Raw genomic sequence first — 16769 nt, forward strand, 5'->3', positions numbered from 1 at the left:
GAAGGCGGTGCGGGCAATGCCGAAGGCGTCGGTTCGAAACACCTGGTCGGCGGAGAAATGCGCCCACACGCGATGCAATCGACGAACACCACGCTGAAAGTTGACGGCGTAGGCGGCCAGGGCGGCGGCATTGATGGCCCCGGCCGAGGTCCCGCAGATGATCTGAAACGGGTTGGGGGCGCCCTTGGGCATCACCTCACAAACCGCCTTGAGGACGCCCACCTGATACGCGGCCCGGGCCCCGCCTCCGGTCAGTATCAGGGCCGTTTCCGGTTTTTCCGACGCCTGGCTCATCTTGTCCTTTGGTCCAACGGGCCCCATCCCTTACGATGCATCTAGCCTCACGCCAGCACGTGACGCAGTCAATACGGAGGGTACGACAATGATGAACCTGGGTCATGTGGTTTTCTACGTACGCGAACTGCAGCGTTCGCTCGCATTCTATCGCGACATCCTGGGCCTGCAGGTTGTGGGCGAGGTGTTCAATGGTCAGGCGGCGGCACTGACTGGCGGTAGCACACACCACGAATTGCTGCTGATCCAGGTGGGCGCCGCGCCCGGCCCGCTGCAGGGCCGACGCATTGGCCTGTATCACGTGGGCTGGAAGATCGGTGAGGATCTGGACACCCTGCGCCAGATGCGCGATCGCCTGGACGCGGCGGGCGTGGAACTGGATGGCATGTCGGACCATACCGTCAGCCAGAGCCTGTACCTGCGTGACCCGGATGGAAACGAGGTGGAACTGTTCGTGGACAATCCCGACGTGGACTGGAAGAACGATCCGCAATGGCTGTCCGAGCCGGTCAAGCCCCTGCGATTGTGACTTCGAAAGCCCGACCACCGGGGTCCACTATCGTCCACTATCGGCAGTGGTGTTGCGGCGCTGTGCTATGCTCGCCAAATCATGTTCCGGGAGTGAATTCATGGGTACCCGACTTAACGAAGAAACGATTCTCGCCGCGCTCGACAAGGTGATGGATCCCGAACTTCACCACAGCATCGTCAAACTGGGGTTCATTCGCGATATCGACATCGCCGAGGACTTCGTTCATCTCGACATTCAGCTGACCACGCCCCACTGCCCGCGCGCCGATGAAATCGTCGGCATGATCAGGGACGCGGTGAGCCAGATTGAAGGCGTACGGGAAGTAGAAGTCGACCGCGCCTGTCAACAGCAAGACTGACCCGCCTTGAGTACCCCGGAACATGACCGGATCCTTGCCCTTGCCGGCGTCTTCCAGTCCGCCGTGCTGGTCCAGCAGCTGGCCCGGGAATCACTCTGTGGGCAAACGGCCTACCGCGCCAGCATTCGCAGCATCCTGATGCTGGACGCGCCTGATGTAGCTTCGTTGTTCGGCGGAATCAGCGGGGTGCGCACCGGTCTGTCCAAGCTGCGGGAACAACTGGGTGGACGTTCCGGCCCCCATGAGCTTGAACTCGCGCGTTATGTCATTGCCATGGTGCAGTTGGCCGGGAAGCTCCCGCGCCACGCGGACGTCGAACAGGAACTGCAGGAAGGCATCTCGGCCGCACGCGTGCGTTACCTTGACGAACTGGATCAGGGAAATGAGGTACCACAGGGACTGGTGGATGAACTGGCACAGCTGTACGCCCGCACGATCAGCAACATGAACCCCCGCATTCTGGTGTCCGGTGAACACGGGTATCTGACCGACCCGGGCGTTGCCGCACGCGTGCGAGCCGGCCTGCTGGCGGGGATCCGTGCGGGTGTTGCCTGGCTGCAGCTGGGAGTCTTTGTTTTCGGGATAAAACACATCAAAATCGCATGTATATTTGGTATGAATCACCGGAAAATAGTTGGCAAAAATGTACCACAATTTTTGACAGTGCGTGTTCACGAGACTTTTTCTTGAGCAGTTCGTTTACCCGGGCGGGATTGGCCTTGCCCTTGCTCGCCTTCATCACCTGGCCGACAAAGTAGCCAAATACGGTCTCCTTGCCGCCACGGTATTGCTCCACCTGGGTCGCACTGTTGGCGAGCACCTCGTCCACCAGTTTCTCGATCGCCCCGGTGTCCGTGATCTGCTTCAGTCCTTTCTTCTCGATCACGGCGTCGGCATCGCCCTCACCGCTCCACATGGATTCGAACACTTCCTTGGCGATCTTCCCGGAGATGGTCTTGTCCTGTATGCGGGCGATGAGGCCGGCGAGCATCTTCGCCGTCACCGGAGAATCCGTGACCTCGAGATTGTCGCGATTGAGAAATGCACTGAAGTCACCGGTGATCCAGTTGGCCGCCTGCTTGGGCTCGCCGACGGACTTCGCCACTTCCTCAAAGAAGTCCGCCATGGCACGGGTGGCGGTAAGCACGCCGGCGTCGTAGGCCGACAGGTCATACTCTTCCATGAACCGTGCGCGCTTGTCGTGGGGCAGTTCCGGCAGGGTCGCCCGCACCTGCTCGACGAATTCCTCACTCAGCACCAAAGGCGGCAGATCGGGATCCGGGAAGTAACGGTAGTCCATGGCCTCTTCCTTGCTGCGCATGGACCGGGTCAGGTCCTTGACCGAATCGTACAGGCGGGTCTCCTGCACCACCGTACCACCACCCTCGATGACATCGATCTGGCGGTCGATTTCGAATCGGATCGCCTTTTCCACGAAACGGAAGGAGTTGATGTTCTTGAGCTCGGCGCGGGTACCGAATTCCTTTTGCCCCTTTGGGCGGACGGAGACATTGGCATCGCAACGGAAGGAGCCTTCCTGCATGTTGCCGTCACAAATCTCCAGGTAGCGCACCAGCTCGTGCAGACGCTTGAGATACGCCACCGCCTCTTCGGGCGAACGCATGTCCGGCTCGGATACAATCTCCAGCAGCGGGGTGCCGGCGCGATTCAGGTCAATGCCACTCATGCCGTGGAAGTCCTCGTGCAGGGACTTGCCCGCATCCTCTTCCAGGTGGGCACGCGTAATGCCAATGAGCTTTTCCTCGCCGTCCACGTCGACGGTGAGAAAGCCCTTGGCCACCACCGGCAACTCGTACTGGCTGATCTGGTAGCCCTTGGGCAGGTCCGGATAGAAATAGTTCTTGCGCGCGAACACGGAGTGCCGGTTCAGTTGCGCGCCGATGGCGAGACCGAACTTCACCGCCATGCGTGCCGCCTCGATGTTCATCACAGGCAAAACACCCGGAAGGGCCAGATCCACTGCACAGGCCTGGGTATTGGGCTCGGCACCGTACCGGGTGGACGCGCCGGAGAAGATCTTGCTCCGGGTACTGAGCTGGGCGTGGACCTCAAGACCGATGACGGTTTCCCATTCCATTACTCATACCCCTTGGGAATGCGCCGGTGCCAGTCGGTGACCTGCTGGAAGGAGTGGGCGACATTCAGCAGGCGCGCCTCGCCGAAGTACTGACCGATGAGTTGCAGACCAATGGGCCTTCCGGAGGAATCGAAACCGGCAGGAATGGACATGCCCGGCAGGCCGGCCAGGTTTACCGAGATCGTGTAGATGTCGTTCAGGTACATGGCCACCGGATCCGTGGTCTTGTCGCCCTGGGCAAAGGCGGTGGCCGGTGCGGTTGGACCCGCGATCACATCGCAAGACTCGAAGGCACGAACGAAATCCTCGGCAATCAGGCGACGCAGTTGCTGCGCCTTCAGATAGTAGGCGTCGTAGTAACCCGCCGACAGGGCGTAGGTGCCGATCATGATGCGGCGCTTGACCTCGGGTCCGAAACCCTCGGCACGGCTGCGTTCGTACATCTCCAGCAGATCGCCATAGTCCTTTGCCCGATGACCATAGCGCACTCCGTCATAGCGCGAGAGATTGCTTGAGGCCTCTGCCGGCGCCAGTACGTAGTAGCACGGGACGGCGAGACCACTGTTTGGCAGGCTGACGTCGACGATCTCGGCCCCCAGATTCCTGTATTCCTCAATCGCCGCCTGCACGGCGTTGCCTACTTCCGCATCCAGGCCTTCGGCGAAATATTCCTTTGGCAAGCCGATACGCAGACCCTTGAGGTCCTGGTTCAGGCTTGCCGTGTAATCGGGGACCGGCTCATTTACCGAGGTGGAGTCACGCTCGTCGAAACCGGCCATGACATTGAGCAACAGCGCCGCGTCTTCCGCGCTTTGCGTCATGGGCCCACCCTGGTCCAGGCTGGAGGCGAAGGCAATCATTCCGTAGCGCGACACACGACCGTAACTGGGTTTGAGTCCGGTGATGCCACACAGGGACGCGGGCTGGCGAATGGAACCGCCGGTGTCGGTACCGGTTGCCACCGGCGCCAGACGAGCCGCCACCGCGGCAGCGGATCCGCCGGAACTGCCACCGGGTACCCGCGTCGGATCCCAGGGGTTCTTTACCGGACCAAAATACGAGGTTTCGTTGCTCGAACCCATGGCGAACTCATCCATGTTCGTCTTTCCGAGAACCACACTGCCGGCCGCGGCGATCTTTTCCGCTACGGTGGCGTTGTACGGCGCCACGAATTCCTCCAGCATGTGCGATCCACAACTGGTGCGCATCCCGTCGGTACAGAAGATATCCTTGTGGGCCAGGGGCACCCCGGTCAGGGCGCCGGCCTTGCCTTCGGCGCGCAGGTCGTCGGCGGCCCCGGCCTGGGCCAGGGCGCGATCCTTGTCGACCGTGATGAAGGCATTGAGGTCCTCGTGGCGCGCAATACGCTCCAGGAACAGCTCGGTCAGTTCCACGCTGGAACATTCCTTGGCCGCCAGTGCGGCAGCCAGTTCGGCCACAGTCTTGTCGTACATGCGGGATCCGGTCTCCTGGTCCGTGACGGGGCTACTCGATCACCCGTGGTACCAGGTACAGCCCGGCCTCGGTCGCCGGCGCGATCTTCTGGAATTTTTCACGCTGGTCCGGCTCGGTCACGGCATCGGTGCGCAGGCGCAGCTCCATGTCCAGCGGGTGCGCCATGGGCGCAACGCCGGTGGTATCGACCTCGTTCATCTGCTCGATCAGCTCGAGAATCCGGGACAGGGTGGCGGAATAGTCCGCCAGCTCTTGCTCATCGAGCCGGAGTCGCGCAAGATGCGCTATCCGTTTTACTTCATCTGTATCGATCGACATGCGCCGGGCTCCGGGGCGTGGAAGGTCGGGGAAATTATCATAATATAAGCTTTGGTTGAACCCGGGTATTCTGATTGCTAGAGTTTGACCACACGCGTACCACTACCTTCGAAAACTACCTATGTTCAAAGCCTTGCGTGGTTTATTTTCCAGCGATCTTGCGATCGATCTGGGTACGGCCAACACGTTAATCTACGCCCGCGACAAGGGCATTGTGCTCAACGAGCCATCGGTGGTCGCCATCCGCCAGGGCCACGGGCACCGCGGCGGTCGCAACATTCTTGCCGTAGGCACCGACGCGAAGAAGATGCTGGGACGTACTCCCGGCAGCATCCAGGCGATCCGCCCCATGAAGGATGGCGTTATCGCCGACTTCACGGTCACCGGCGAGATGCTCAAGTATTTCATCCGCAAGGTACACGAAGACCGCCTGTTTCAGCCCAGCCCGCGCATCATCGTCTGTGTGCCGTGTGGATCCACCCAGGTGGAGCGCCGCGCCATTCGCGAATCGGCCATGAGCGCCGGTGCGCGCGAAGTCTATTTGATCGAGGAACCCATGGCTGCGGCCATCGGCGCCGAGCTCCCCATCGCCGAACCCAGCGGCTCCATGGTGCTGGACATCGGCGGCGGTACCAGCGAGGTGGGGGTGATCTCCCTGGGTGGAATCGTCTATGCCCACTCCCTGCGCATTGCCGGCGACAAGATGGATGAAGCCATCATCAGCTACATCCGCCGCAAGTACAGCCTGCTCATTGGCGATGCCACCGCGGAACAGATCAAGAAGGACATCGGTACCGCCTGGGAGGGCAGCGACGTTCGCGAAATGGAAATCAAGGGGCGCCACATCGCCGACGGCGTCCCGCGCCGCCAGATTCTCAACAGCAAGGAAGTCTACATCGCGCTGTCGGACAACCTGGCCGGCATCGTCAGCGCCATCAAGACCGCGCTCGAACAGACACCGCCGGAACTTGGCGCCGACGTGGCGGAAAAGGGACTGGTGGTAACCGGCGGTGGTGCCCTGCTTCGCGACCTCGACCGCATGCTCGCCGAGCAGACCGGTCTGCCCATCATCATCACCGACGATCCACTGACCTGCGTCGTTCGAGGATGCGGGCGGGCGCTGCAGGAAGCTGAAAACATGTCGGATGTTTTCGTATACGAGTAGGGTTCCGACCCCATCATGATTTCGGCCCCTGGCACGTCCTTTCGTACACCGCCGCTCACGCTTCGCCTGCTTATCTTTGCCATCCTTTCTGTCGGCATCATGTTCGCCGACAACCAGGGCGAGGGTCTGCGCCATATCCGCTCGACCCTGGACGTGCTGGCCTACCCACTGCGCTCCATTGCCGCGCTGCCGGCACGCACAGGTCACTGGATTGCCGACTTCCTAACCAGCAATGAAAGCCTGCAGAAACACTACAACGAATTGCGCATCGAGCAGCTCAAGCTTCATGCGCGTCTGCAGCAGCTGGACGGGCTGAAGAGCGAAAATGCACGCCTGCGCCATCTCCTGGGTTCGGCAACCCGCGTTGCGGACCGGGCCATTGTGTCCGAGCTGGTGGAAGTCAGTTCCGACCCCAGCACGCGCACCATCATTGTCGACAAGGGTTCGGGTGACGGCGTCTACATCGGCCAGCCGGCCCTGGACGCCTGGGGTATTGTCGGACAGGTGACCGAGGTCGACGCCCTGGACAGTCGGGTAACCCTGGTCACCGATCCCGGTCACGCGATCCCGGTACAGATCCTGCGCAACGGTCTGCGCACCATCGTGTTTGGCACCGGGGCCGACGACAAGCTCGATGTCCCCTATCTGACCCCGACCGCGGATATCCGAAAGGGGGACGTACTGATTACTTCCGGACTCGGGGGACGGTTCCCGCCGCTGTATCCGGTGGCACGGGTGAGCAAAATCATCAGTGATCCGAACGAGGCGTTCCTGAGTATTACCGCCACGCCGGCCGCACGCCTCAACTACGACAAGGAGGTTCTGCTCGTCTGGCCAGGCAAGCGCAAGACCGTAGACAAGGAACCGGAGGCATCGAAACCATGACCCTGAATCCGGTCACGCGAAGCTATCTCGTAGTTGCCTCCACTTTTGTCGTGGCCATGATCCTGGCCCAGGTACCGGTGCCGAACTGGGCGGAAGGTTTTCGACCCGACTGGGTTGGCCTGGTGCTGATCTACTGGTGCCTCGCCACACCCAATCGCGTGGGCATAGGCACCGGCTGGCTCGTCGGCATGATCCAGGACGTGCTCTACGGTTCTCTGCTGGGACAACATGCACTGGCGCTTACGGTCATTGCCTACCTTGCCGCGCGCCTGCATCTACGTATCCGGGTGTACCCCCCCTGGCAGCAGGGTCTCGTGGCCCTGGTGCTCCTGTCCATCGGTCAGCTCATTGTCGTTTGGGTGCGGGCTATCATCGGCCAATCGATTACCGGTTGGGCATTCTGGACACCGGGTCTGGTCAGTCTGTTCATCTGGCCCTGGGTCTTTGTCATTCTGCGAGACATACGCCGTCGAGGGCAGGTCAAGTAATCCATGCTCAACATCCCGCTGAAGGATTACTTTCGGGAAACACGCATCTACGGGTCGCGCCTGACCTTTGCCGCCGCATTCATGATCCTGGTTGTCCTGGTCCTGCTGGTGCGCCTGCTTTGGCTGCAGGTGGTCCACCACAAGCACTATGAGACCAGGGCGCTGGCGAACCAGATCACACCGATACCCATCCCGCCGGTACGCGGCCAGATTCTTGATCGAAATGGCGTTGTCCTTGCACAGAACTACCCGGTCTACACCCTGGACCTGATTCCGGAACAGGTTTCCAATATGGCGGCAACCCTCAAGGAGCTGGGTCAGCTCGTCACCCTGACACCGAATGACATCAAGCAGTTTGAGCGCCAACGTAAGGCCGCCCCCCGATTCGAAAGCATTACCCTGCGCGCCCACCTGACGGACGAGGAAGCTGCCCGCGTTGCTATCAACCGTCCGCACCTTCAGGGCGTGGATCTCCGTGCACGCCTGCAACGCCACTATCCACTCGGAAGTTTTGGTGTGCATCTGCTCGGCTATGTCGGGCGCATCAACGAAAAAGAGATGGAACGTATTGACCACGCCGCCTACCGTGGAACCCACTTCATCGGCAAACTCGGGATTGAAGAGAGTTACGAGAATCGCCTGCTGGGCAAGGTCGGTGTTAAACAGGAGGAGACAAACGCCTACGGTCGAAGCCTGGGCGTGCTTCCGGATACCGGCAAGGAACCAGTGGCAGGCAAGAACCTGATCCTGAACATCGATGCCAAACTCCAGGCCATCGGCGAAAAGGCCCTGAAGGGCAAGCGGGCCGCGGCAGTGGTGCTCAACCCCAATACCGGCGCCGTGCTTGCCTTCGTCAGCATGCCGACCTACGACCCGAATCCCTTCGTCGACGGGATCGACCAGGCATCCTACGACGCGCTGCTGAACAACCCCGACAGGCCGTTGATCAATCGTGCGCTCAATGGTCAGTACTCGCCGGGATCCACCATCAAGCCGTTCATCGGACTGGGCGCGCTGGAATCGGGTGAGGTCAAGGCCAGCGATACCATCACCTGTCATGGATTCTTCAGGCTGCCGGGGGACACCCATCGGTATCGCGACTGGAAACACAGCGGCCATGGCGTCATGAACCTGCACGATGCAATCGAGCAGTCATGCGACGTGTACTTCTACAAGACAGCGGTTACGCTGGGTATCAATTACATTCACGACTGGCTCACCCATCTCGGGTTCGGAAAGCGCACCGGAATTGATCTCAAGGGAGAGTCCCCGGGCCTGGTCCCCTCCGAACAGTGGCGCGAAAAGCGGCACCAAAAATGGTATCTCGGCGAAACCGTGGTCACCGGAATCGGGCAGGGTCCGCTACTGGTGACACCGCTGCAACTGGTGACGGCGGTGTCGGCGCTGGCGAACCGCCGGGCCGTCATGAGACCGGAGCTGTTGCGGGCCATTGAAAACCCGGCAACCCACGAGCTGCGGTACGTGAAACCCCGTGTGGATGAGCTGCTCAACCTCACGGATCCGAAACACCTGCAGACCATCGTCCAGGCCATGATCGACGTCGTGCACGGACCTCACGGCACCGCGCGACGCATCGGGTGGAATGCCCCGTACAGGATTGCCGGCAAGACCGGAACGGCACAGGTCCTCGGCGTGGCCCAGGGCGAACGCTACAACAAGGATTTGGTTCCCGAGCGTCTGCGGGATCATGCGCTATTCATCTGTTTCGCGCCGGCGGAGCAACCGCGTGTCGCGGTGGCGGTCATCGTCGAGAACGGCGGTCATGGAGGCAGCGCCGCCGCGCCGGTGGCACGCAAGCTGATGGACTACGTGCTGCTCGGAGACAGAGACCAGCCCCGGCTTGCAACAGGCGAAGGCGCGAAGCGTGCCAAGGCAAAACCATGAATATGCGATTCCGTCTTCCATTCGATCTGCGCTTCGACAAGCCGCTGCTGCTGGCGCTGCTGACCTTCGCCGTGGTCAGCCTGTTTGTGTTGTACAGTGCAAGTGGACGCAATCTTGGCGCGGTAGCTTCACAGGTTTTTCGCTATGTTCTCGCCTTTGCGGTCATGCTCGCCATCGCGCAGGTGCGGCCGGAAACCATGCGGCGCTACTCGCCCCATCTTTTCGGAATCGGCCTGGTCGCGCTGGTCGCGGTTCTGATCGCCGGTGAAATCGGCAAAGGCGCGCAACGCTGGTTGTCACTGGGTCTGCTCAATATCCAGCCTTCCGAAATGATGAAGCTGGCCGTGCCCATGATCGTGTCCTGGTGGATCGCACGCGACGGCATCCCGCCGCGCATGCGAAGCCTGTTGATCGCCGGCGGACTGATCGTGGTGCCCGTATTCCTGATCTACGAACAGCCGGATCTTGGGACATCGATCATGATTCTGGCCTCCGGGCTGATCGTGCTGTTTCTTGCTGGAATCAGCTGGAAGTTCATCATCGGGTCCGTGGTGGCCCTGGCCGGCGCCCTTCCGCTGATCTGGTCCCACATGCTCGACTATCAGCGCGCCCGCGTCATGACTTTTCTCAATCCGGAGTCCGACCCGCTCGGTCGCGGCTACCACAGCATCCAGTCCATGATTGCAGTCGGCTCCGGCGGATTCTTCGGAAAGGGATGGCTGGACAGCAGCCAGGCGCATCTGGGCTATCTGCCGGAACGCACGACGGATTTTGTTTTCGCCGTTTTCGCGGAAGAGTTTGGCCTTCTGGGTGTGTTGCTGCTCTTTGCTCTGTACGGGTTTCTGATTGGGCGCTGCATGATGATCGCCTACTATGCACAGGACGCCTACAGCCGCCTCCTCGCCGGCGCCCTGTCCCTGACCTTCTTCCTGTATTTCTTCGTGAATATCGGAATGGTGACCGGACTCCTGCCGGTAGTCGGCGTTCCCTTGCCGCTGATTAGTTACGGTGGCAGCTCACTGGTTACATTGCTGGCAGGCTTCGGTATCCTCATGAGCATCCAGACACATCGCAAGATCATTGAGCATTGATTCCCCTGACCTGCGCGCGCTCATTCCGATTCTGCATACTCCCGGTACTCATGTTCATGGTCTGTGCCGGTCCCGCCCGGGCCGTGGACCTGGAGCAGTACCCCGAGCTGCAATCCCTCGTACGGTCGCTTCATGAGAAATACAACTACAACGAAACCATCTTGCGCGAACTGTTTGCCCAGGTCGAAATCAGCCCGCGGGTTATTCGCGATACCAAGCATCCCGGGGAACGGCGTCCCTGGTACAAGTATCGAGACCAGTTCGTCACCGCTCTCCATGCACGTCGTGGCAGCCGTTTCTGGCACAAACATGCCGAAGCGCTGTCCCGCGCGCAAAAACAATACGGGGTCGACCCCGAACTTGTGGTGGCCATCATCGGCATCGAGTCCCGCTACGGCCGCAACATCGGACACCTGCGTGTCATCGATACCCTGACGACTCAGATGCTGACTCACCCGGAACGCAAGGACTTTTTCTCCAAAGAGTTGATGCAGTTTCTGCTATTCGTCCGCGATCACCGCTTGCAGCCCCTCGCCATTCGCGGCTCCTATGCGGGAGCCATCGGCATGGCACAGTTCATTCCGAGTACGTATCGAAGCTACGCGGTGGACTTCGACGACGACGGCCGTGCCGACCTGATGAACAGCGTCCCGGATGCAATCGGCAGTGTCGCCAATTACTTTCACCAGCATGGCTGGAAGGCGGGGCAGCCGGTCTGTGACGAGGCCCGCACCCACGGCGACATGGCGCCCTGGCTGAGCGATCTTGGAACCGGGCCCCTGCTTACCCTCGACCAACTGGCCAACTTCGGCATCGTTCCGGCGCACCGCAAACCGGACCTGCACCTGCGCGCGGCGATGATGCAACTGGAAGGCCGCCGCGGAATGGAGCACCGCCTGGTGTTCCACAATTTTTTCGTGGTTCGGCGGTATAATCACAACGACAAGTACGCCATGGCCGTGTGCGACCTGAGCCGCATGATTCGACGACGCTATATTCCCGGGAAATCCTCATGAAGGCGCTGGCCGTCCTGCTGGCAACCGGAGTTCTGCTGACCGCCTGCACCTCGGGTCGCAACCCCGGGGGGTACTACCAGGACGATGGACCGCAGTCGGGTGTGGCCGTGGACTTCTCGCGGATTCCCGACGCGGTGCCAAAGCCCGAACCCGTCAATCCGGCGCGGTCCAGACCTTACACGGTCATGGGTCATACCTATCGTCCGATGCACAACGCTCGGGGCTATCGTGAGATCGGCATCGCATCCTGGTACGGGCGCAAGTTCCACGGTCAGCGCACGGCCACGGGCGAACGCTACGACATGTATGCCATGACCGCCGCGCACAAGACCCTGCCTTTGCCCAGCTATGCCCGCGTCACCAATCTTGCCAATCATCGTTCGGTCGTCGTAAGAATCAACGACCGCGGTCCATTTCTGCACAATCGCCTGATCGACCTGTCCTATGCCGCCGCGATGAAGCTGGGAATCGTGGGTCACGGCACCGGTCGCGTCGAAGTCACCGCGATTGTGCCTGGAGATGAAGTGCCCGCACCCGACGACGGTGTCACGACGCGGCCCCTGCAAGCCGGCGCCCCGGCGTCTGGCAGACCGGTTCCGACCAGCCTTCCGGCCGACGCGCGACTGTACCTGCAGGTCGGAGCATTTTCCGTGCGCGCCAGTGCCGAGAAACTTCGTGCGCGCCTGGAAGCCGCCGGCCTGCGGCCGGTCTTCGTACAGGCGGCGGACCGCTCGCCCTCCCTGTTCCGGGTTCGCATCGGACCGGTACGAGACCGCGACAACCATAGCGGCTTGCTCAAACGCGTCGCCGAATTTGGCATCAGGCAAACCCATTGGGTAACGGAATAGCCCCGTTCCTGCACGTGATTCGCTCGCGTTCCATCCTGCCTGCCCTGTGTCTGGCATTCATCCTGGCAAGCAGTGGCGCACGGGCCGGCCCCGTTGCGGCCAGGGCTGCGCCGGTCATCGAAGCAGAGTCCTACCTGCTCTACGACCACAATTCCGGAGAAGTACTTGCGCAAAAGAACATCGACCAGCAGGTTGCGCCGGGCGAGCTTGTCAGGCTCATGGTTGCCTTTGCCGTGTTCGATGCCATGGCAAATGGAAAGCTGAAGCCCGATGCAACGGTGCCGATCCGGCCGGCCACCCGGAACACACCGGCGCCCCGGCTGTTTGCACCGCTGCATGCGCCCATCGCTGCTCAGACACTCGTTCGCGCGCTCGTCATCGGTGGCGCCAACGACGCCAGCACCGCCCTTGCCCAGGCCATAGACGGCAACGTGCCAGCGTTCCTTGCCCGAATGAACGGATGGGCGCGGCAGTTGGGGATGGATCACACCCGGTTCACCGACCTCACCGGCGTCGACCGGACCCGGCAAACCACGACCGCGCGGGACCTGCAGATCCTCGTCCGCTCCCTGATCCGTCGTTTCCCGCAAGAATACGCTTTGTTTCACGAGCGCCAGATAGGCTACCAGGGCCTGACTCTGTACAACCGCAATGCCCTGCTCTGGCAAGACAAGCAGGTCGATGGGGTGGCCGCGGCCAGGGTGGCGGGCAAGGCACGCCACCTGATCGCGTCCGCCGTGCATGATAAAATGCGCCTGACGGCCATTGTCCTGGGCGCACCCGGTGAACGGTCCCGTGTCTATGGCGCCAGACAGCTGTTAGAATTCGGTTTCGCCCACTTTGAGACCCGATTGCTGTACCGGAGCGATACACCGGCAGTCAGGGTGCGCGTATGGATGGGTGACCGGGATACCGTACCCGTCGGTACCGCGCAGAATCTCTACCTGACCTTGCGCCGAGGCAGTTTCGACCAGGTGCGGGCACGATTGCGCATCGACTCCATCCCCGAGGCTCCGGTAGAGGCAGGCACCCGGCTAGGCACGCTTCAGTTGACACTGGGTGATCGCGATCTTGGACGGTGGCCGCTGGTGGCGTTGCAGACCGTGGGCACCGGGGGTCTCCTGCGACGAAACTGGGATCGCCTGCAGCAGTGGCTGGATGGCGATGATTCTAAACCGAGTGAGTTGACGAACGAACATGCAGGACATCAAGAAGGTCTACCTGAACGGTGAATTCATCGACCCGGATGCGGCGAAGGTATCGGCCTTCGATCGGGGGTTTGTGTTCGGCGACGGCGTGTACGAGGTAATCCCCGTCTACGGGCGGGAACCGTTCCGCCTGCCGCATCACCTGCAACGCCTCGCCCACAGCCTCGAAGCAGTACGCATTCCCAATCCCCTGTTGGGCAGCGAGTGGAGCAAAATGATCCACGAGCTCATCGCCAGTTGCGAACAGGATGACCAGGCGGTCTATCTGCAGGTAACCCGCGGACCCGCGCCACGGGATCATGCCTTCCCGGGAGAGGTGCAGGCCACGGTCTTTGCCTACAGCAAGGCCCAGAAGCCGCCGTCGCTGCAGGAACTGAACGAAGGTGTGCGCGCCATCGTCGCCGACGACATCCGCTGGGATCGCTGTGATATCAAAGCCATCGCCCTGCTCGCCAATGTGATCCTGCGCCAGCAGGCAGTGGAGCAGGGGGCGACGGAAACCATTCTGATCCACGATGGCGAACTGACCGAGGGCGCGGCGAGCAACATCTTTGTTGTCCAGGACGGCGTGCTCGTGACGCCACCGAAGAGCCGCCAGATTCTTCCCGGCATCACCCGCGACCTGCTGGTGGAACTGGCAGGTCAGCACGGTATACCGTACGAGGAACGCGCCGTTGCGCGCGAAGAACTGTTTACCGCCGATGAAGTGTGGATGACCAGCTCGACAAAGGAGATTCTCCCCATCGTACGCATAGACGACCACGTTGTCGGTGCCGGCAAGCCCGGACCCCTGTTTCATCACTGCTACGCCCTCTATCAGGACTACAAGACGGCATTCCGTGCGGGCGAGGTCGCCTGAGGTTTTCATGGTGACCAGTGCACTAAGCCGGACTTCTCGCCCCGCGATGACTTCCGAGGTGCGTATACGCCACCTCGGCGTGGTCGACTACCACGAATCGTGGCACGCGATGCAGGAACTGACGCAGGCGCGCGATGCACACGCGCCGGACGAAATCTGGCTACTGCAACATCCCCCGGTCTACACGCTGGGTTTCAATTGTCACCAGGCCATTGCTCCGGAGGGGAATGGCATTGCCCGTGTCCACAGCGACCGCGGCGGCCAGATCACGTACCACGGCCCGGGCCAACTCGTCGCCTATGTCCTGATGGACCTGCGCCGCCGGGGCTGGGGCGTGCGCCGCCTCGTGAACGCGCTGGAACAATCGGTCGTGGATCTTCTTGATGACCTCGGGATCGACGGGGCGCCCAGGTCGGATGCCCCGGGTGTCTACGTGAATGGGGCCAAGATCGCCGCCCTGGGTCTGCGCGTCCGACGCGGCTGCAGCTATCACGGCTTGGCCCTGAACGTGGACATGGACCTGGAGCCCTTCAGTCATATCGATCCGTGCGGCTATGCCGGGCTGCGCGCGACCGATCTGCGCCGGGAAGGCGCGTCGCTGGATACAGACGGCGCCGCCGCCGCGCTCCTTCCTCACCTGCTGGAGGCCCTGGAACTGGATAGCGCGATGGACCCTGTCGGGACAACGGGGGAGTCAAATCATGGCTGACAACGATACCCCGGTGATGCCCCCCCATCCGGGCAAGGGCGCATCCAAGACCGCGCGCATACCGGTCAAGATCGTGCCGCGGGAAAGCAGTCTGCGCAAACCGCCATGGATACGGGCCCATGCCCCCAACCGGCCCGAGGTACTGGCACTAAAGGAACTGCTGCGCGAACACTCCCTGAATACCGTGTGCGAGGAGGCCGCGTGCCCGAATATTGGCGAGTGTTTTGCCCATGGAACGGCGACCTTCATGATCCTGGGCAAGTTGTGTACACGCCGCTGTCCGTTCTGCGATGTCGCCCACGGCCGCCCGGAACCTCCCGACGCGAACGAGCCTGCCCAACTGGCCGCGGCCATTGCCGCCATGCGGTTGCGTTTTGTGGTGATTACGTCGGTGGACCGGGATGACTTGCGTGATGGAGGCGCGTCCCATTTTGCCGATTGCATACGCGCCGTGCGGGAACAGGCGCCCGATACCACGGTGGAGATCCTCGTCCCTGATTTTCGCGGCCGCCTCGATGTCGCCCTGAAGCATCTGGCCGCGGCGCCGCCGGATGTGTTCAACCACAACCTGGAGACAATCCCCCGCCTGTATCGCCAGGCACGCCCGGGTGCGGACTACAGGCACTCGCTCGAACTGATTCGCCGCTTCGGGGAGCAGAACCCCGGCGTTCCCACCAAATCGGGCCTGATGGTGGGTCTTGGGGAAACGCGCGAAGAGGTCCTGGCGGTCATGGCGGACCTGCGCGAGCATGGGTGCGAGCTGTTGACCGTGGGCCAGTACCTGCAGCCGGGTCCACACCACCTGCCGGTGGAGAGGTATCTGACACCGGAGGAATTCGCCGAATTCGAGACAGCCGGGCTGGAAATGGGGTTTCGCAACGTCGCCAGCGGCCCCATGGTTCGCTCGTCCTACCACGCCGACCTCCAGGCCGCGGGAAGACCCGCCGGTACCGCCCGCTAGACCCGGGTTTGGGCCGCGCGTTCCCCGCGAACAGGAAAGGGTCTATATTGTTAGAGACTGCACCCGCCACTGCGCAAGCGTCCATGGCCGATATCCTGAAATACATCGTCAATGAACAGCTGGGAGACTCCGACCCCAACGGATATCTGCAGCGCCTGGACGACTGGTCGGAAGACATCGCCCGCAACGTCGCGGCGCAAGACGGGATCGAACTCAGTGATGCGCACTGGGAGATCCTGCATTTCCTTCGACGCTACTATAGTGAGTTTGGAATCGCTCCGAACGTGCGCGCACTTTCGAAGGCGATCGCGGCGGAATTTGGCGATGGCAAGGCCAGTCGCAAGTACCTGTACACGCTGTTCCCCCTTGGGCCATCGCGCCAGGGCTGCAAGATCGCCGGACTGCCCCAGCCCAACGATTGCATCGACGGAACGGATTGACGCACCAGAAAGTGACAAGCGTGCGCCAGATCGGGGCACGCACACCTCTTGCCCCCACCTCACAGCTGTACAACAATGTAATCATAACTTTCCGAGTGCGGCGTGGAATTTGCAGCGCAATGGCCCGGTGGGGGTCGAA

At 61.6% G+C, this 16769-nt stretch carries 19 protein-coding genes; 15 read left to right on the plus strand and 4 right to left on the minus strand.

Features of this window, described 5'->3' with window-relative positions; all coding sequences use genetic code 11:
* A partial coding sequence (locus tag P8X48_00820) for a patatin-like phospholipase family protein (protein MEJ2105855.1) occupies nucleotides 1–294 on the minus strand: 294 nt, incomplete at its 3' end.
* Nucleotides 295–382: 88 nt separating this feature from the next.
* On the opposite strand from P8X48_00820, the gene P8X48_00825 reads away from it, so the two are divergent.
* The 3 genes from P8X48_00825 (at nucleotide 383) to P8X48_00835 (ending at nucleotide 1874) form a co-directional block, all read left to right on the plus strand.
* Nucleotides 383–823 (plus strand): VOC family protein, encoded by a 441-nt coding sequence (locus P8X48_00825; GenBank protein ID MEJ2105856.1) that lies wholly within the window; start codon nucleotides 383–385, stop codon nucleotides 821–823.
* A 100-nt stretch (nucleotides 824–923) separates the two neighbouring features.
* Nucleotides 924–1184: an iron-sulfur cluster assembly protein gene (locus P8X48_00830; GenBank protein ID MEJ2105857.1), complete on the plus strand. Its 261-nt coding sequence runs from the start codon at nucleotides 924–926 to the stop codon at nucleotides 1182–1184.
* Between the two features lie 6 nt (nucleotides 1185–1190).
* On the plus strand, nucleotides 1191–1874 hold the full coding sequence (locus P8X48_00835; protein ID MEJ2105858.1) for a DUF489 family protein: 684 nt from the start codon (nucleotides 1191–1193) through the stop codon (nucleotides 1872–1874).
* On the opposite strand, the gene gatB is transcribed toward P8X48_00835, so the two are convergent.
* The 3 genes from gatB to gatC are packed head-to-tail and all read right to left on the minus strand — an operon-like array spanning nucleotide 1777 to nucleotide 5055.
* The gene (gatB, locus tag P8X48_00840) at nucleotides 1777–3282 is read right to left on the minus strand and encodes an Asp-tRNA(Asn)/Glu-tRNA(Gln) amidotransferase subunit GatB (GenBank protein MEJ2105859.1); all 1506 of its coding nucleotides are present in this window, start codon (nucleotides 3280–3282) and stop codon (nucleotides 1777–1779) included. The two genes, P8X48_00835 and gatB, sit on opposite strands and share 98 nt — an antisense overlap.
* Complete coding sequence (gatA, locus tag P8X48_00845; GenBank protein ID MEJ2105860.1) at nucleotides 3282–4736, minus strand: Asp-tRNA(Asn)/Glu-tRNA(Gln) amidotransferase subunit GatA; 1455 nt, start codon at nucleotides 4734–4736, stop codon at nucleotides 3282–3284. Before gatA ends, gatB begins: the two co-directional genes overlap by 1 nt.
* A 31-nt stretch (nucleotides 4737–4767) precedes the next feature.
* A complete protein-coding gene (gene gatC / locus P8X48_00850; GenBank protein MEJ2105861.1) occupies nucleotides 4768–5055 on the minus strand; it encodes an Asp-tRNA(Asn)/Glu-tRNA(Gln) amidotransferase subunit GatC in 288 nt (95 codons plus the stop codon).
* A gap of 121 nt (nucleotides 5056–5176) precedes the next feature.
* On the opposite strand from gatC, the gene P8X48_00855 reads away from it, so the two are divergent.
* The 12 genes from P8X48_00855 to P8X48_00910 all read left to right on the plus strand — a co-directional run bounded on the left by P8X48_00855 (nucleotide 5177) and on the right by P8X48_00910 (nucleotide 16630).
* Complete coding sequence (locus P8X48_00855) at nucleotides 5177–6220, plus strand: rod shape-determining protein (protein MEJ2105862.1); 1044 nt, start codon at nucleotides 5177–5179, stop codon at nucleotides 6218–6220.
* A 15-nt stretch (nucleotides 6221–6235) separates the two neighbouring features.
* Nucleotides 6236–7105 carry a rod shape-determining protein MreC gene (gene mreC, locus P8X48_00860; protein ID MEJ2105863.1) on the plus strand — a complete coding sequence of 290 codons (870 nt, stop codon included), beginning with the start codon at nucleotides 6236–6238 and terminating at the stop codon, nucleotides 7103–7105.
* Entirely contained in the window at nucleotides 7102–7593 is a 492-nt protein-coding gene (mreD, locus tag P8X48_00865) for a rod shape-determining protein MreD (GenBank protein ID MEJ2105864.1), read from the plus strand. Before mreC ends, mreD begins: the two co-directional genes overlap by 4 nt.
* 3 nt (nucleotides 7594–7596) lie before the next feature.
* Complete coding sequence (mrdA, locus tag P8X48_00870; GenBank protein ID MEJ2105865.1) at nucleotides 7597–9498, plus strand: penicillin-binding protein 2; 1902 nt, start codon at nucleotides 7597–7599, stop codon at nucleotides 9496–9498.
* Nucleotides 9495–10589 carry a rod shape-determining protein RodA gene (rodA, locus tag P8X48_00875; GenBank protein ID MEJ2105866.1) on the plus strand — a complete coding sequence of 365 codons (1095 nt, stop codon included), beginning with the start codon at nucleotides 9495–9497 and terminating at the stop codon, nucleotides 10587–10589. The genes mrdA and rodA overlap by 4 nt, the downstream gene beginning before the upstream one ends.
* A 56-nt stretch (nucleotides 10590–10645) precedes the next feature.
* Nucleotides 10646–11605 (plus strand): lytic murein transglycosylase B, encoded by a 960-nt coding sequence (mltB, locus tag P8X48_00880; protein ID MEJ2105867.1) that lies wholly within the window; start codon nucleotides 10646–10648, stop codon nucleotides 11603–11605.
* Complete coding sequence (locus tag P8X48_00885) at nucleotides 11602–12453, plus strand: septal ring lytic transglycosylase RlpA family protein (GenBank protein MEJ2105868.1); 852 nt, start codon at nucleotides 11602–11604, stop codon at nucleotides 12451–12453. The genes mltB and P8X48_00885 overlap by 4 nt, the downstream gene beginning before the upstream one ends.
* Nucleotides 12438–13685 (plus strand): D-alanyl-D-alanine carboxypeptidase, encoded by a 1248-nt coding sequence (locus P8X48_00890; protein ID MEJ2105869.1) that lies wholly within the window; start codon nucleotides 12438–12440, stop codon nucleotides 13683–13685. Before P8X48_00885 ends, P8X48_00890 begins: the two co-directional genes overlap by 16 nt.
* On the plus strand, nucleotides 13651–14520 hold the full coding sequence (locus tag P8X48_00895; GenBank protein ID MEJ2105870.1) for a D-amino acid aminotransferase: 870 nt from the start codon (nucleotides 13651–13653) through the stop codon (nucleotides 14518–14520). Before P8X48_00890 ends, P8X48_00895 begins: the two co-directional genes overlap by 35 nt.
* A 58-nt stretch (nucleotides 14521–14578) precedes the next feature.
* On the plus strand, nucleotides 14579–15229 hold the full coding sequence (gene lipB / locus P8X48_00900) for a lipoyl(octanoyl) transferase LipB (GenBank protein ID MEJ2105871.1): 651 nt from the start codon (nucleotides 14579–14581) through the stop codon (nucleotides 15227–15229).
* Nucleotides 15230–15245: 16 nt separating this feature from the next.
* On the plus strand, nucleotides 15246–16190 hold the full coding sequence (lipA, locus tag P8X48_00905; protein ID MEJ2105872.1) for a lipoyl synthase: 945 nt from the start codon (nucleotides 15246–15248) through the stop codon (nucleotides 16188–16190).
* Between the two features lie 83 nt (nucleotides 16191–16273).
* Nucleotides 16274–16630, plus strand: coding sequence for a TusE/DsrC/DsvC family sulfur relay protein (locus P8X48_00910; protein MEJ2105873.1), 357 nt, complete (start codon nucleotides 16274–16276; stop codon nucleotides 16628–16630).
* The last annotated feature ends 139 nt before the right edge of the window (nucleotides 16631–16769 follow it).

It is taken from the genome of Acidiferrobacteraceae bacterium, from assembly GCA_037388825.1.
GTDB lineage: Bacteria > Pseudomonadota > Gammaproteobacteria > Acidiferrobacterales > JAJDNE01 > JARRJV01.

Coding starts and splice junctions, on each gene's coding strand:
- P8X48_00825 (MEJ2105856.1), top strand. CDS start 383: ATGATGAACCTGGGTCATGTGGTTTTCTACGTACGCGAACTGCAGCGT.
- P8X48_00830 (MEJ2105857.1), top strand. CDS start 924: ATGGGTACCCGACTTAACGAAGAAACGATTCTCGCCGCGCTCGACAAG.
- gatB (MEJ2105859.1), bottom strand. CDS start 3,282: ATGGAATGGGAAACCGTCATCGGTCTTGAGGTCCACGCCCAGCTCAGT.
- gatA (MEJ2105860.1), bottom strand. CDS start 4,736: ATGTACGACAAGACTGTGGCCGAACTGGCTGCCGCACTGGCGGCCAAG.
- gatC (MEJ2105861.1), bottom strand. CDS start 5,055: ATGTCGATCGATACAGATGAAGTAAAACGGATAGCGCATCTTGCGCGA.
- P8X48_00855 (MEJ2105862.1), top strand. CDS start 5,177: ATGTTCAAAGCCTTGCGTGGTTTATTTTCCAGCGATCTTGCGATCGAT.
- mreC (MEJ2105863.1), top strand. CDS start 6,236: ATGATTTCGGCCCCTGGCACGTCCTTTCGTACACCGCCGCTCACGCTT.
- mreD (MEJ2105864.1), top strand. CDS start 7,102: ATGACCCTGAATCCGGTCACGCGAAGCTATCTCGTAGTTGCCTCCACT.
- mrdA (MEJ2105865.1), top strand. CDS start 7,597: ATGCTCAACATCCCGCTGAAGGATTACTTTCGGGAAACACGCATCTAC.
- rodA (MEJ2105866.1), top strand. CDS start 9,495: ATGAATATGCGATTCCGTCTTCCATTCGATCTGCGCTTCGACAAGCCG.
- mltB (MEJ2105867.1), top strand. CDS start 10,646: ATGGTCTGTGCCGGTCCCGCCCGGGCCGTGGACCTGGAGCAGTACCCC.
- P8X48_00885 (MEJ2105868.1), top strand. CDS start 11,602: ATGAAGGCGCTGGCCGTCCTGCTGGCAACCGGAGTTCTGCTGACCGCC.
- P8X48_00895 (MEJ2105870.1), top strand. CDS start 13,651: ATGCAGGACATCAAGAAGGTCTACCTGAACGGTGAATTCATCGACCCG.
- lipA (MEJ2105872.1), top strand. CDS start 15,246: ATGCCCCCCCATCCGGGCAAGGGCGCATCCAAGACCGCGCGCATACCG.
- P8X48_00910 (MEJ2105873.1), top strand. CDS start 16,274: ATGGCCGATATCCTGAAATACATCGTCAATGAACAGCTGGGAGACTCC.